The following is a 14517-nucleotide window of genomic DNA, read 5'->3' on the forward strand; positions in this document are numbered from 1 at the left end:
CCACCGATGGTGTACAGCGGTTGGTCGCCCTCCACCGGCTGGCCGTCGTCGACGAGGATGGACTCGATCACACCGCTGGTTTCAGCTTCGATGTGGTTCATCATCTTCATGGCTTCGACGATGCACAGAGTGTCGCCTTTCTTCACGGTCTGGCCGACTTCAACGAAGGCTGGCGAGGCTGGCGAAGATTTACGGTAGAAGGTGCCGACCATCGGCGAACGGGCAACGGTGCCGTTCAGCGCTGGCGCAGCAGCGGCAACCGGAGCGGCAGCTACTGGAGCAGCTGCAACAGGTGCGGCAGCCGGTGCTTGCATCGGAGCCGGCGCGTAGTACTGCTGAGCCGGGGTCTTGCTGTGACGGCTGATGCGTACGGACTCTTCGCCTTCCTTGATCTCGAGCTCGTCGATGCCGGACTCTTCCAGCAATTCGATCAGTTTCTTAACTTTACGGATATCCATGAATCATCAACTCCCAAGGGTCGGTCAGGGGCGCTTAACGCTTGTAGTTCAAGTCGTTGCCTGTGTTTCAAGCTGTTCTAGTGCAGCCTCCAGGGCCAGTCGGTAACCGCTGGCGCCAAGGCCGCAGATCACTCCCACCGCTACGTCGGAGAAGTAAGAGTGATGGCGGAAAGGTTCGCGTTTGTGCACGTTGGACAAATGCACTTCGATGAATGGGATGCTCACTCCCAGCAACGCGTCACGTAATGCGACACTTGTGTGCGTAAAAGCTGCTGGATTGATCAGAATGAAATCGACGCCTTCGCCGCGCGCGGCGTGGATCCGGTCGATCAATTCGTACTCGGCATTGCTTTGCAGATACAGCAGATGATGGCCGGCTTCACGGGCGCGGCGCTCCAGATCCTGATTGATCTGCGCCAGGGTCGTCGAACCGTAAGTACTGGGTTCGCGGGTGCCGAGCAGGTTCAGGTTGGGGCCGTGCAGCACCAGTAGGGTTGCCATCTGCGTAGTCCTTGTTATCAATGAGCGTTCGTCAGAACCCGGCGACTATGCCGCAAAGACTTTGTGACTGTCCAGTTCTATGCAATAGCCAGCACGATGGCCGATGTTTGCGCAAAATATGTGACCGAGTGATTAGATTCGGTCATTTGCGGTAATCCCTGTAGGAGCTGCCGAAGGCTGCGATCTGTTGATTTTTAGAAGCAAGATCAAAAGATCGCAGCCTTCGGCAGCTCCTACAGGGATTTTCGTTAGACGCGAAAGGCCTGAACGGCTGTATGCAGTTGCCCGCCCAATACCAGCAAATTCTCCCCCTGCTCACGCCCACGACCGATCCGCACCAGATTATCCCCACCCAACTGATGAATCCGCTCACTGTGATCGCGAATCTCGCTGACGGCGCCACTTTGCTGCGCCGTCACGTCGGCAATGCGGATCGCCGTGTCGGAAATGGTCTGGATCGCACCGACAATTTTATCCAGCGCACCGTCCGCCGCTTGCGCCTGATTGGCCGTGGCTTCGGCGTGCTCGACCTGCGCACGCATGCCTTCCACCGATTGCCGGGCGGCGGTTTGCAGGCCGGCAATCAGCGCCTGAATCTCGGCGGTCGCGCCAGCGGTGCGTTGTGCCAGTGAGCGCACTTCCTCGGCCACCACGGCAAAACCACGACCCATTTCCCCGGCACGCGCCGCTTCAATCGCCGCGTTGAGTGCCAGCAGATTGGTCTGGTCGGCAATCGAGCGAATCACCGTCAGCACGCCGCCGATGGTCGCTGACTCCTCGGCCAGATGCTCGATCATTTGCGCGTTGCCCTGAACCTCACCAACCAGCGCGTGCAGGCCAGTCAGGCTTTGGCCAATAACGGTCTGGCCATGCTCGACGGCCAGTCCGGCATGACGGCTGGCATCCGCCGCCTGCTGCGCATCGCCGGCAACCTGTTGGATTGTCGCTTCGAGTTCGCCGAGGGAATCGCGGATCAACGCGGTGTCACCGGCCTGGTGCTCGGCACCGCTGTGCAGGTCATTACTCAGTTCGGCAAGGGTGCGGCTGCTGCCCGCGACTTGTTCGGCGTTGCCACGAATCGTCCCGACCAGATCCACCAGATAGGCGCGCAAGCGGTTGAGCGAGGCTTCAATGTCGTGCAGTTCGCGGTTGGTCTTGCCCAAGTGAATATCGCGGCTGAAATCGCCTTCGGCCCAGGTCGACAATGCCGGAGCGAGATTGGTCAGCGTACGGGCCAGCCGCCGCTGCAAGGTGTCGATCAGCAACGCAATCAGCAGAATCAAGCCGATCATCACACCTTGCATCAAGCGCACTTCGCCTTGAATTTGCCCGTGTTGGGCGCGAACCACCGGCTCCAGTCCAGCAATAGCTTGCTGCACCGCGGCGATTTTCTGGTGGGTGGCGGCGCTGAGGTCAGTGCGTTTCTGAATCTGATCGCGGGTGCGCTCAAGCTCCGCCGGATAACGTCCGAGCAAGCTGTTGAGTTCACGCTTGAGGCCGACGCCGGCGTCTTCAGCAACGGCTTTTTCGGTGTTCTCGATGCCCATCATCGCCGCGAAATCGTCGCTGCCCGATTCGCTTTTGGTCACGACGCCGAGCAGGGGCAGGGCATCAATCGCTTGAGCCTGCGAGCGGATGTGGGTGACCTCGCGCTCAACATCGGCCGCCAGTTCGCTGCGCCCGCTGCTGACCAATTTGTCCCGTGCCAGCGACAGTTTGCCCAAATGCTGCGATGCGGCGAGCAGCGGCGCCAGATAAACCGCGTTACCGTTGGCATAAGTGCTGAGCTGATCAAGACTTGCGCTCAATTCGCGCTCGGCCTGCAACAGCAAGGCCTGCGGATCACCGGCCAGTTTGCCGGCCGCGAGCAGATCGGTCTTGCTGAACTCATCCAGGCCCGACAGGCTTGGCCGCAGCGTTTCAGCCAGCGCCGGCGGCAATTCATCGAGTTCTTTGCGCAGGCTATCGATGGCCTGGCCGGCGCTGCTCAGGCGCAGGGCATCGCCACTGCCGAGGTAATCCTCGACGTTGCGTGCAACCTCGTTCTGAAATTGCTGCGACAGGCCCAGATAGCGCTCCATCAACAGATACGGTCGTTCGAGGGCTTTTTGCGACCACCACAGCGTGGCGCCGAGTGCGAGGCACACGGCGACCAGCAGCAGCGTATTGAGATTGGTGAGCAACTTCAGGCGCATGACGGCTACCAACGGCAGAAATGGTAAGCGCCTGAATTTATTGCGGTTCTGTTACAGGGTTATGACCGAATCAGTGGAATTCGATGAAAAAGTGGCACTTTGCTTTGAGTCGCGCGCAGTCTGCACGCGATTGCGTCCGGCGCCCTTGGCGCGGTACAGCGCTTCGTCGGCCTGACTGGCCATCATCAGGCTGTCGCAGTCGTCATGCATCTCCACCACGCCGGCGCTGAAGGTGCACCACAAATCCTGCGGCTGCGCCGGGTAATGGATTTCGGCGAAGCGCTGGCGGATTTCGTCGAGCACTTTGTGTGCGGCTTCTATATCGGTGTCGGGCATGACGATGGCGAACTCCTCGCCGCCGTAACGGCCGATGAAATCGGTCTTGCGCAAACGCTGCTTGAGAAACAGTGCGAGGCTTTTGATCACCCGGTCGCCCATCGGGTGGCCGTGGCTGTCGTTGACCCGTTTGAAGTGGTCGATGTCGAGCATCGCGAAGCTCAGCGGCTTGTTCTCGCGGCGGGCGCGGAACGAGCAGTCCTCGAGCAATTGCAGAATATGCGTGTGGTTGTACAAACCGGTGAGGCTGTCGCGGACCATCCGTGCTTTCAGATTACGCGCACGGGCGGCGCGGTTGCGCACGGTGGTAATCAGGTGACGCGGCTTGATCGGTTTGGTCAGGAAGTCATCGCCGCCCTCGCTCATCGCGTCGAGCTGCTTGTCCAGATCGTCCTCGGCCGACAGATAAATGATCGGCACGCTGACGTAGCGATCGTTGTGGCGAATGACTTTGGCCAGCTCGGTGCCGGTGCAGGCCGGCATGTACATGTCGAGGATGATCAGGTCCGGCTGGAAATCCGCCAGTTCGGCCATCGCCTGAATCGGTTCGATCAACGTGCGCGTGACGATCCCGGCACTGTTGAGCAGGCGCTCGGTGTGCAGGGCCTGCGCGCGCGAGTCGTCGATGATCAACACTTTATAAGGTTCGTACTGGGCGACGCAGGTGAGGACTTCGATCTTCTCCAGCAGGCTCGAGGCTTCGAGGGTGCCGGTGAGGAATTCCTGGCCACCGGCACGCACGGCGGCGAGGCGCGTCGGCGTGTCGGTTTCGTGCAGGCTGAAGAACAGCAGCGGTAGCGGCTCTTCCAGCCCGACCTGGGCTTCGGCGGCGAGCTTCAGGCCGATGCCGGGGCCGCTGAAGTCCACGTCCATGACGATTGCTGCTGGCAGACGCTCGACCATCGATGAGCGAAAGGCCGAAACACTGTCCAGCGCCTGGGCGGTGAGGCCAAAAAATTCCAGTTGCTTGGCCAGCCGCTCGGCACGGTCATGATCCTGCAGCATCACGTAGATCGGTTTGCGCAGCGGCGGCAAAAAAGTCTGGTCGAGTTGGTCGCCATGGCGCAGGCCGGTACGCGACAAGCGCTGCATCAAGCGATTGAGGTCGGTGATCAGGCCACTGCTCAGGCGGCCGCGGTTGGCGTCCACCGCTTCCAGCGACTGGCTGATGTGGCGCGCGAGTTGAGTGTGTTCCGGCTGTTCGAAACGCTCGGCAAAACGCAGCAGGCGCAGGTTGGCCTCGCTCAGTTCGGCGAGGTCGACAGTGGACCACTCACTGCGTTGCAGGCGCTGCCATATCTCAAGAATCTGACGTGCCTGATGAATTACCCGCTGGGCAAAGTGGTGCTTGAGACGCTCACGGCTGGGGTCTTCTGGCTCGGTCATATCCTGACTACTAGTTAGGCTGCATGCTGAGATCGACTGGTGGCTCTATGCTAGCACCTCTTTTCCCTTAGACGAGTGTCGTACGTCAATAATCTGCAGTGCGTCACCATTCAGTTTCTGACCGATGGGTTTTGATTTCGACCTTTTCGTCGTTAAAGCCCCCGTGGTACGGGCACTCCCTGATTGATCAGGGCGATCTGGATGAGCTGTCAGTCGTACTTTCAGCCGTGCGATGAATGAGCTTTGCGAGGGTTTTCAATACCCTGCAATTCGATTGGCTGAGGCGCGGGCATCGGGGATTCCCTTAGTCGGCGTCGAAGCGTCATTCGCCCACATGATTTGCGGCTTATCGTTACGCGCGGGTGCCCGGCCTTGGCACGTTGTTGTATGGTTGTGGTCGAACCGTTGAACCCAAGTGATTGAAAGGATATCGCCATGCTGGACTGGAAAAACCGCGCGGGCAGCGCGCCCGAACGTGCCGCCGAGCCCAAGTCGGCCGCCCGCAGCTATGTCGGTGGAGTGCTGTTCAGCCGAGCTTTGGCCACGCTGATCGGCCTCTATCTGCTGGTGACCATTGGCCTGGGCTGGTACTGGAGCCAGGAGCCGGCGCTGTTTCCGGTCGCACAAAATGCGCAAGTGGCGGCCGAGAAAGAAGGCAAGCAGATGGTGATCGGCTACACCACCGTCGAAACCCTGAAGACCGTTGCCGGCACCTTGCTCAACAAGCCGGGCGGCTATATTTCCAATGACCGTTTTCCGCCAGGCCTGTGGATGGACAACACGCCGAGCTGGGAATACGGCGTGCTGGTTCAGGTGCGTGACCTGACCCGGGCTCTGCGTAAAGACTTTGCCCGTTCGCAATCGCAGTCGGCGGAAGATGCTGATCTGGCCAAGGCGGAGCCGCGTTTCAACTTCGATAACAAGAGCTGGATCCTGCCGTCCAGTGAGTCGGAGTATCAGGAGGGCATCAACTCCCTGAGCCGCTATCAGGCTCGCCTGTCTGATCCAACCCAGAAAAACGCGCTGTTCTATGCCCGCGCCGACAACCTGAACAACTGGCTGGGCGATGTCGGCACCCGTCTCGGTTCGCTGTCGCAACGCCTGTCGGCCAGCGTTGGCCGGGTCAAACTCAACACCGCGCTGAAGACCGAAGTGCCGGCGATCGGCGAAGTGCCGCAGGTTGACGAAGAAGTCGTCGAGACCCCGTGGATGCAGATCGACAACGTGTTCTACGAAGCGCGCGGTCAGGCCTGGGCGCTGTCGCACCTGTTGCGCGCGATCGAAGTCGACTTCGCCGATGTGCTGGCGAAGAAGAATGCCACGGTTAGCGTGCGTCAGATCATTCGTGAGCTGGAAGCCTCGCAGGAACCGGTCTGGAGTCCTATGATTCTTAACGGAAGCGGCTTCGGCGTCCTCGCCAACCACTCGCTGGTCATGGCCAACTATATTTCCCGGGCCAACGCCGCGGTGATCGATTTGCGTCAATTGCTCAATCAGGGCTGATTCATGAGCCAAAACGCCAAAGAGGCGGCGCATCGCGCAGCCTCGGATGCTGAACAGATTGCCTGGGTTGACGAGCAGGACAACCTGCTCGGTGCGCTGGTGCGTGCCGATTTGCGTGAGCGCGGGCTGATCGGTCGTGGCACTTACATCATGTTGTTCAATTCCGCCGGTGAGCTTTGTGTTCACCGGCGTACGTTGAGCAAGGCGATTTATCCCGGTTTCTGGGACGTCGCAGCGGGCGGCATGGTGCAAGCGGACGAGACCTACGCCGAGTCGGCGGCCCGTGAGCTGGAAGAAGAACTGGGCGTCAGCGGTGTCGAGCTGACGGCCCATGACCATTTCTACTTCGAAGACACCGGCAACCGTCTGTGGTGTTCGGCGTTTTCCGCGGTGTGGGACGGCCCGCTGAAACTGCAGCCTGAAGAAGTCCTCGAGGCACGCTTTATTCCGGTCACGCAGGTCATGCAGGAAATCGAACAGAAGCCTTATTGCCCGGACTCTCTGGCCGCATTGAAGCGCTATCTGCAGGCGCAGCAAAGCGACGTCGCAAAGAACACATAAATTGGCGCCGATTGGCACTTAGCAAGTCGCTTTTTTGCCGTTACACTGCGCGACCTTTTCAAGCTGCACCGAATAGTTTGAGGTTGGCCTGCTGACCCACTGTAGGAGCTGCCGAAGGCTGCGATCTTTTGATCTTGTTTTTCAAGAGCAGGATCAAAAGATCGCAGCCTTCGGCAGCTCCTACAGGTCAGCAGTCTCGTCGCCAAATTCCGGTGCAGTAGCGCTGCCCCTGCCTGAGTGGGGCTTCGCGGTCGCTGACCTTGCCCAAGGTCGCGATCAGTCTTTGTCCTCCCAAGAGGATTGCCGGTGGCCAAAAAAGCCGCATCCTTCGCCGCCTTAGGTGGCCTGGTATTTTCCACCGACGCAGGTCGTCATTGCCCGGAATGCAGTAAACCGGTGGACGCCTGTATCTGCAAACAAACCGTGATCCCGGCCGGCGACGGCATTGCCCGCGTGCGACGCGAAAGCAAGGGCCGTGGCGGCAAGACGGTGACCACCATCACCGGTGTGCCGCTGGCCGAAGACGCGCTCAAAGAGTTGGCGACAACGTTGAAAAAACGTTGCGGCACCGGCGGTGCGTTGAAAGACGGCATCATCGAAATCCAGGGCGATCATGTCGAGCTACTCTTGGCTGAGCTGATCAAGCACGGTTTCAAAGCGAAGAAATCCGGCGGCTAGCAGCCTCTGTGAAAACCACCTGCGGCTTGATCCGGCGCTGAAACACGGCAGATCCGGCGTCGTCTCCATGGTTTTCACAGAGCCTGTTCATGACCGGTTTCTAAACTCCACGCAGTCAGTGAGGTCTACCGCCGCATTGACGAACCGTCATTTTCATTCTTTAGACTGCGCCGGCCTGCGATCAGGCGACGCACTATGACTTCTTTATAGGGGACTTCGATGTCCGTACGACGCACACGCAAAGACGATGGCAGCCAATGGACAGTTGCGGACAGCCGCAGTGTTTACGGGATTCGCCATTGGGGGGCCGGGTATTTCGCGATCAATGACGCCGGTCGCGTCGAAGTTCGTCCGAACGGCCCGAGCAGCTCGCCTATCGACCTGTTCGAGCAAGTCGACCAACTGCGCAAAAGCGGTTTGTCCTTGCCGTTGCTGGTTCGTTTTCCCGACATCCTGCAAGACCGTGTTCGCCAGTTGACCGGCGCCTTCGATGCCAACATCGAGCGTCTGGAATACCAGAGCAAGTACACCGCGCTGTACCCGATCAAGGTTAACCAGCAAGAAGCGGTGATCGAGAACATCATTGCCACCCAGGACGTCTCCATCGGCCTGGAAGCCGGCTCCAAGCCTGAGCTGCTGGCCGTGCTGGCACTGGCGCCGAAGGGCGGTACCATCGTCTGCAATGGTTACAAGGACCGCGAGTTCATCCGTCTGGCGCTGATGGGTCAGAAGCTGGGTCACAACGTCTTCATCGTGATCGAGAAAGAATCCGAAGTCGGTCTGGTGATCGAAGAAGCCGCCTCGCTGAAGGTCAAGCCACAGGTTGGCCTGCGCGTGCGCCTGTCGTCGCTGGCGTCGTCGAAGTGGGCGGACACCGGTGGCGAGAAATCCAAGTTCGGTCTGTCGGCGGCGCAACTGCTGTCGGTGGTCGAGCGCTTCCGCGCCGCCGGCCTGGATCAAGGCATTCGTCTGCTGCACTTCCACATGGGTTCGCAGATTGCCAACCTCGCTGACTATCAGCATGGTTTTAAAGAAGCGATCCGTTACTACGGTGAGCTGCGCAATCTCGGTCTGCCGGTCGACCACATCGACGTCGGTGGGGGCCTGGGTGTCGACTACGACGGCACGCACTCGCGCAACGCCAGCTCGATCAACTACGACATGGATGATTACGCCGGTGTCGTGGTCGGCATGCTCAAGGAGTTCTGCGACGCGCAGGCCTTGCCGCACCCGCACATCTTCTCCGAGAGCGGCCGTTCGCTGACGGCGCACCACGCCATGCTGGTGGTGCAGGTGACCGACGTCGAGAAACACAACGACGAAATCCCGCAGATCGAAAACAAGGAATCGCTGCCGGAAACCGTGCAGTGGCTGGTTGATCTGCTCGGCCCGACCGACATCGAAATGGTCACCGAGACCTACTGGCGCGCCACTCACTACATGAGCGATGTGGCTGCGCAGTACGCCGACGGCAAACTGACCCTGGCCGAGAAAGCCCTGGCCGAACAGTGCTACTTCGCGGTGTGCCGTCGCCTGCACAACTCGCTGAAAGCGCGTCAGCGTTCGCACCGTCAGGTGCTCGACGAGCTCAACGACAAGCTCGCCGACAAGTACATCTGCAACTTCTCGGTATTCCAGAGCCTGCCGGACACCTGGGCGATCGATCAGGTCCTGCCGATCATCCCGCTGCACCGTCTCGACGAAGAGCCGCTGCGTCGCGCGGTGCTGCAGGATCTGACCTGCGACTCCGACGGCAAGATCAACCAGTATGTCGACGAGCAGAGCATCGAAACCAGCCTGCCGGTACACGGTTTGAATGAAGGCGAAGACTACCTGCTGGGCGTGTTCCTGGTCGGCGCCTATCAGGAAATCCTTGGCGACATGCACAACCTGTTCGGTGACACCGACTCGGTGAATATCTACCAGAACGCCGATGGCAGCGTGTACCACGCCGGCATCGAGACCCACGACACCATTGAAGACATGCTGCGTTACGTGCACTTGTCGCCGGAAGAACTGATGACCCACTACCGCGACAAGTGCGCCAGTGCACGCATCAGTGCCAGCGAGCGCACGCAATTCCTCGATGCCTTGCGTCTGGGCCTGACCCGTTCCTCCTACCTGTCCTCCTGAGGCCAGGTAGCGGTCTCGCCGGGTTGTCCGAATTTTTTCCGAAAGTGGTGGAAAATTCGCATGACCCGGTGGGATTTCTCCCAAAATCTTCGCGAAATGCCTGGCATTCCCGGCCAGCAAAGTCATCCGGTCTGCTTTTCGCGTAGGTCATTTCCTAAGTTGTACTTCAGCTCTCTACTCGGCCATGGCTCTCGGCGAGAATCCCCGACCGCCCCTCCTGTAGAGATCCGCCCATGTTCGAACCAGTCAACGAGTCGTCGTTTCGTCTCGATGTAGCGGGCCTGTCCGACCCCTTCGAAGTCCTGGCCTTTACCGGTAGCGAAGCCCTCAGCGAATCCTTTGCGTTCGAGATCGATGTGTTGATCGACGATCCGCATCTGGATCTCGCCGGTCTGCTTTACCGTTCGGCGTTCCTCTGTTTCGGGCCGTCGGGGGAGGGTGTGCACGGGCAATTGCAGAGCCTTGTCCAGCATGAGCATGGACAAGGTTTGCGGTTGAGCCGGATCCGTCTGGGGCCGAAACTGGGTTGCCTCGCGCTGCGCTTCAGCCAACGAATCTTCAGTGGCCGTTCGGTGCCGCAGATCATCGAACAGGTGCTCAGAGAGCACGGGATCGTCGGTGCCCAGCGCCGCTTCGAGTTACGCAGGGAGTACGCGCCCCGGACGTTCTGCACCCAATACCGCGAGTCCGATCTGCAACTGCTCCAGCGCTTGTGTGCGCAGGCGCGGATTCACTATTACTTTGAGCACGACCGTGATCGGCATTGTCTGGTTTTTGCCGATGATCCGGCGCAGTTGCCCCTGGCCGGAGCCGCGCGGTATCAGGGCGAGGACGATGGGCATGACGCTTCTCGTACCTTGCACCAATGGCAGTTGCAAGGGGCGGTGCAGGCCGACTCATCGGGCCTGCAACAGGCCGAAGGTCAAAGTGAGCTGGCGGCGTTGCGCAGCGGTCATTGGCTGCGATTGGCCGGTCATCCTTTCGCCGAATGCAATCGCCCCTGGTTGCTCACACGCATTGAACATCGCGCCGATCCCTCCCTCGAACGTCCTTATGCCAACCGCTTGTTTGGTGCGCTGCAGGTGCCGTGTGCATCAGCCACAGCCCCCTCGCGCATGCACAGCCTGCAACGGGCGTGGGTGGTGACGGTGGACGAACCGCAGCCTGATTGCCTGCGCCCGGTGGCGGTGCAATTCGATTGGCTCTATCAAGGCGAAGGCGCCGCGCCGAGTCACTGCTGGCTACCGCTCGCGCCATCCCTGGCGCAAACGCCCATGGCGGCGCTGAGCGATGGCGTCGAGGTGGTGGTGAGCTTTTTCGAGGGCGATCCGGATCAGCCGATGATCAGCGGTGTCCTGCAACGGCCACTTGCCGTCCCCGACACCGACGATGCCCCGCCACTGCCCGACAGTCTGGTGAGTGAAGGTCTGCAGCAACTGCTGGCGTCCGGCGAGCCGTTGCTGCTGTTGTGCCTGATCCCCGGCGGCGGCAGTTTCAGTCACTGCGCAGAGCCGGTGTGCAGTTGTCGACTGGTCACTGCCCTTGAACAGAGCGGCGCAACATGAGTGGCGCGGCGCTTGAGCCCATGGCGCAGTGGCTGTTGCTCGATGGCCCGGATGCACCGCAGGCCTTGCTGGTATTGCGCCAGGCCTTTGCCGATGTGCGGTGCTTCAAACTGTTCGATGGCACCGAATTTGAACCGGTCAGCAAGCATGGCCCGGTGTTGATCGAGTTGCGTGATTGCCCGGCATTGGCCGCGTTGTGTCACCGCGATCCGAACACCTGGCGCGGACTGTTGCTGGGCAGTGAGGTCTCCGCGCAACAGTTGCTGAGGCACTTGCAGCGCATGCTCACCGTGTCGTTCGGATTGAGTCATCGGGCGTTGCTCAGCTATTACAACCGGCAGACCGCGAGCTATTTTTTCGACGCTTGCGACGCCTCTGAACTGAGCCGCTGGCTCGGGCCGATCCGTCAGTTGCGCTGGTTCGGCGGCACCTGGGCCGACCGCGCGATTGGCAGCCAGGGCTGGCAGCAGTTGCGCAATCCGGGGCTCGCCGTCGAACCGCTGAGCATCGAAGAAAGCCTGACCCGGCGCCAGCGCGAACGCTTGCAAACCTGCTTGCTGGAGCAGCATATCTGGCGCTGGTGCCAATCACTGGGAACCGATTACGCGACGATGTCCTCCCATGTTCAACAGGGCCTGGCGCTGGGATTCAGCGACCGCACCGTGCTCGATGGCTGGTTATGGCTACGCTTGCTGCATCCGCGTGCCGTGCTGGTGCCACCGCCGGTGGGTTTGACCCAACAGCAGCGGCTTGACCATGTACGACGCCAGTGGCGCGGCGATCAGTCCTGAAGCGAGGTTCGGCGCGTATGGCAGGTTTATTTCGACAAGGCTTCGGCGCAATGATCGGCGGTGTATTGCTGCTGGTGCTGAGCGGTTGTTCGCCGGTGCAGTTGCTCAATGCGCTGACCCCGGACAGCACGTATGAAAAAACCGTGGGCATAGCGTATGGCGACGATCCTCGGCAGAAACTCGATGTGTATGTGCCACATCAGCCGATGCCGGGCGCGCCGGTCGTGGTGTTTTTCTACGGCGGCAGCTGGAACAGCGGTTCGCGCGTCGACTACAGCTTTGTCGGTGAAGCGCTGGCGTCCCGGGGGATAGTCACGGTCGTGGCGGATTACCGCGTGTATCCGCAGGTGCGTTATCCACTGTTTTTGCAGGACGGCGCGCGGGCGGTAGCGTGGACCAAAACGCATATTCGCGAGTTTTCCGGCAACCCGCAGCGCTTGTATTTGATGGGGCACAGCTCCGGCGGATATAACGCGGCGATGCTCGCGCTGGATGGCGAATGGCTTGCGGCGGTGGACATGTCGCCCAGAGATTTGCAGGGCTGGATCGGTCTGGCCGGGCCTTATGATTTTCTGCCGATCAAGAACCCTGAGGTGCGCCCGGTGTTCTTCTGGCCGGACTCACCGCCACAATCGCAGCCGATCAATCATGTCAGTCACGGCGCACCACCCGCGCTGCTGATTGCGGTAAGCAAAGATGATCTGGTCAACCCGACCCGCAACACCGGCGGCCTTGCGAGCAAGCTGCGCGCGGCCGGCGTGCCGGTGCAGGACCTGTATTACTCGCGTCCCAGTCACATAACCTTGGTCGCCAGTCTGTCGCGACCGTTGCGGCGCCTGGCGCCGGTGCTCGATCAGGTGGTCGGGTTTATCGCCCACACGCCATCTCAGTGAACGCCGCCGCTGAACCAGCCATCGTTGCGCTTGAGCCACCAGGCTTGTGCGCCGAGGGTCAGGCTGCGCAACACCATGAACAGCAGAAAAGATATCCACAGCCCGTGATTGCCAAGACCTTGCAACGCCCAGGCGAACGGCATTAACAGCACCACGGTGATCAGCATGCCGTTGCGCATTTCTCGCGCGCGGGTGGCGCCGATGAACAGCCCGTCAAGCAAATAGCTCCAGACCGCAATCAGTGGCAGCACGGCGAGGTAAGGCAGATAGACGAACGCGGTGTCGCGCACGCTCTGGATGTCAGTCTGCATCTCGATGAACAGGTGCCCGGCCAGCAGAAACAGGGTGGCAAAGCCGAGGCTGGCGATCAGTGACCAGCCGCCGGCCACCACCAGCGAGCGACGCAGGGCCAGACGATCACGGGCGCCGATGGCGTGTCCGCACAGGGCTTCGACGGCATGGGCCAGACCGTCCAGCGCATGCGCCGTCAGTAGTAAGCCATTGAGCAGCAGCGCGTTGGCGGCCACGGTCGAATCACCCAGTCGCGCGCCTTGCACGGTGATCATGAAAAACACCGATTGCAACGCCAGACTGCGGATGAAGATATCGCGGTTGACCGCCAGCAACGGGCGCCAGCTCTGCCAGACCTTCAACGCTGCCCAGACGATGTGCCCCGGATACGCCCGCAATGCCTTGCGTGTCAGCAGCAGGCCGAGCAGGGCGCCGCTCCACTCAGCGATCACCGAGGCCCGCGCCGAACCGACCACGCCCCAGTCCAGGCCGATGACGAACCACAGATTGAGGGCGATGTTGATCAGGTTGGTGGTCAGCAGTATTGCCAGCGGCGCACGGGCGTTTTGCGTGCCGAGGAACCAGCCGACCAGCGCATAACTGGCCAGCGCCGCCGGCAGGCCGAACAGGCGGGTGTGGAAGAAGTCCCGGGTGAGCTGATCCAGCTCCGCTGACGGTTGCATGAAGTGCAGCGCGATGCCGCTCAGCGGCACACCCAACGTGCCAAGCACGAGTGCCAGTCCCATCGCCAGCAGCAAACCCTGCAACAGAATCTGCCGCAGCGCGGCACCGTCGCTGCGCCCGGCAGCCTGTGCGGCAAAACCGGTGGTGCCCATGCGCAGAAAACCCATGGCCCAGGCGAGAAAGGTGTAAAGACTGGCGCCGACCGCCACCGCGCCCAATTGATGGGCGTGGGGCAAGTGGCCAATGACGGTGCTGTCGACCAGCGCCACCAGCGGCACGGAAATATTGGACAGAATCATGGGCGCGGCGAGTGCCCAGACCTTGCGGTGCGTCGGACGGTCGCGCCAGTCGGCGATCAGAGTGGACATGCGGGCTCCTTGGGGGAGCGGGCATTGTAGCGACTCATGGAGGATTTGCTGTGTCTGACAGAAACAACCCCCTCACCCCAGCCCTCTCCCTGTATGTACCGGAGACATGGTGGACAGGTGTTCGGAGACATGGTGGACACATTTTAATAGACACATTGCTCATCGCGAAGGAGA

The 14517-nt window shown here is 60.7% G+C and carries 12 protein-coding genes; 7 read left to right on the top strand and 5 right to left on the bottom strand.

The window, feature by feature from the left end:
* The 4 genes from accB to gcbA form a co-directional block, all read right to left on the bottom strand.
* Positions 1–458, bottom strand: a 458-nt coding sequence (gene accB, locus ACIF4X_RS27765) for an acetyl-CoA carboxylase biotin carboxyl carrier protein (RefSeq protein WP_397484519.1), incomplete at its 3' end; no start/stop codon positions are given.
* Between the two features lie 48 nt (positions 459–506).
* Positions 507–959, bottom strand: a complete 453-nt coding sequence (aroQ, locus tag ACIF4X_RS27770; protein WP_397484520.1) for a type II 3-dehydroquinate dehydratase — start codon at positions 957–959, stop codon at positions 507–509.
* Positions 960–1207: 248 nt separating this feature from the next.
* Positions 1208–3154 (bottom strand): methyl-accepting chemotaxis protein, encoded by a 1947-nt coding sequence (locus tag ACIF4X_RS27775; protein ID WP_397484521.1) that lies wholly within the window; start codon positions 3152–3154, stop codon positions 1208–1210.
* A gap of 51 nt (positions 3155–3205) precedes the next feature.
* A complete protein-coding gene (gene gcbA / locus ACIF4X_RS27780) occupies positions 3206–4876 on the bottom strand; it encodes a diguanylate cyclase GcbA (protein ID WP_397484522.1) in 1671 nt (556 codons plus the stop codon).
* Positions 4877–5311: 435 nt separating this feature from the next.
* On the opposite strand from gcbA, the gene ACIF4X_RS27785 reads away from it, so the two are divergent.
* The 7 genes from ACIF4X_RS27785 to ACIF4X_RS27815 all read left to right on the top strand — a co-directional run bounded on the left by ACIF4X_RS27785 (position 5312) and on the right by ACIF4X_RS27815 (position 13000).
* Positions 5312–6379, top strand: coding sequence for a DUF2333 family protein (locus tag ACIF4X_RS27785; RefSeq protein WP_007914608.1), 1068 nt, complete (start codon positions 5312–5314; stop codon positions 6377–6379).
* A 3-nt stretch (positions 6380–6382) separates the two neighbouring features.
* Positions 6383–6940 (top strand): NUDIX hydrolase, encoded by a 558-nt coding sequence (locus ACIF4X_RS27790; protein WP_397484523.1) that lies wholly within the window; start codon positions 6383–6385, stop codon positions 6938–6940.
* Positions 6941–7246: 306 nt separating this feature from the next.
* Complete coding sequence (locus ACIF4X_RS27795) at positions 7247–7618, top strand: translation initiation factor Sui1 (protein ID WP_007914613.1); 372 nt, start codon at positions 7247–7249, stop codon at positions 7616–7618.
* 219 nt (positions 7619–7837) lie between these two features.
* Positions 7838–9751, top strand: coding sequence for an arginine decarboxylase (gene speA / locus ACIF4X_RS27800; protein ID WP_034151560.1), 1914 nt, complete (start codon positions 7838–7840; stop codon positions 9749–9751).
* 233 nt (positions 9752–9984) lie between these two features.
* Entirely contained in the window at positions 9985–11316 is a 1332-nt protein-coding gene (locus ACIF4X_RS27805) for a type VI secretion system Vgr family protein (protein ID WP_397484524.1), read from the top strand.
* Positions 11313–12107, top strand: a complete 795-nt coding sequence (locus ACIF4X_RS27810) for a DUF4123 domain-containing protein (RefSeq protein ID WP_397484525.1) — start codon at positions 11313–11315, stop codon at positions 12105–12107. The genes ACIF4X_RS27805 and ACIF4X_RS27810 overlap by 4 nt, the downstream gene beginning before the upstream one ends.
* 17 nt (positions 12108–12124) lie before the next feature.
* Positions 12125–13000 (top strand): alpha/beta hydrolase, encoded by an 876-nt coding sequence (locus tag ACIF4X_RS27815; protein ID WP_397484526.1) that lies wholly within the window; start codon positions 12125–12127, stop codon positions 12998–13000.
* On the opposite strand, the gene ACIF4X_RS27820 is transcribed toward ACIF4X_RS27815, so the two are convergent.
* On the bottom strand, positions 12994–14343 hold the full coding sequence (locus ACIF4X_RS27820) for an MATE family efflux transporter (protein WP_397484527.1): 1350 nt from the start codon (positions 14341–14343) through the stop codon (positions 12994–12996). The two genes, ACIF4X_RS27815 and ACIF4X_RS27820, sit on opposite strands and share 7 nt — an antisense overlap.
* Positions 14344–14517: the final 174 nt, after the last annotated feature.

The sequence above is a fragment of the Pseudomonas sp. NPDC085632 genome (genome assembly GCF_044541255.1).
Classification (GTDB): domain Bacteria; phylum Pseudomonadota; class Gammaproteobacteria; order Pseudomonadales; family Pseudomonadaceae; genus Aquipseudomonas.

What these genes read in the sequence shown, in the direction of transcription:
- aroQ (WP_397484520.1), bottom strand. Translation starts at nt 959, where the DNA reads ATGGCAACCCTACTGGTGCTGCACGGCCCCAACCTGAACCTGCTCGGC.
- ACIF4X_RS27775 (WP_397484521.1), bottom strand. Translation starts at nt 3,154, where the DNA reads ATGCGCCTGAAGTTGCTCACCAATCTCAATACGCTGCTGCTGGTCGCC.
- gcbA (WP_397484522.1), bottom strand. Translation starts at nt 4,876, where the DNA reads ATGACCGAGCCAGAAGACCCCAGCCGTGAGCGTCTCAAGCACCACTTT.
- ACIF4X_RS27785 (WP_007914608.1), top strand. Translation starts at nt 5,312, where the DNA reads ATGCTGGACTGGAAAAACCGCGCGGGCAGCGCGCCCGAACGTGCCGCC.
- ACIF4X_RS27790 (WP_397484523.1), top strand. Translation starts at nt 6,383, where the DNA reads ATGAGCCAAAACGCCAAAGAGGCGGCGCATCGCGCAGCCTCGGATGCT.
- speA (WP_034151560.1), top strand. Translation starts at nt 7,838, where the DNA reads ATGTCCGTACGACGCACACGCAAAGACGATGGCAGCCAATGGACAGTT.
- ACIF4X_RS27805 (WP_397484524.1), top strand. Translation starts at nt 9,985, where the DNA reads ATGTTCGAACCAGTCAACGAGTCGTCGTTTCGTCTCGATGTAGCGGGC.
- ACIF4X_RS27810 (WP_397484525.1), top strand. Translation starts at nt 11,313, where the DNA reads ATGAGTGGCGCGGCGCTTGAGCCCATGGCGCAGTGGCTGTTGCTCGAT.
- ACIF4X_RS27815 (WP_397484526.1), top strand. Translation starts at nt 12,125, where the DNA reads ATGGCAGGTTTATTTCGACAAGGCTTCGGCGCAATGATCGGCGGTGTA.
- ACIF4X_RS27820 (WP_397484527.1), bottom strand. Translation starts at nt 14,343, where the DNA reads ATGTCCACTCTGATCGCCGACTGGCGCGACCGTCCGACGCACCGCAAG.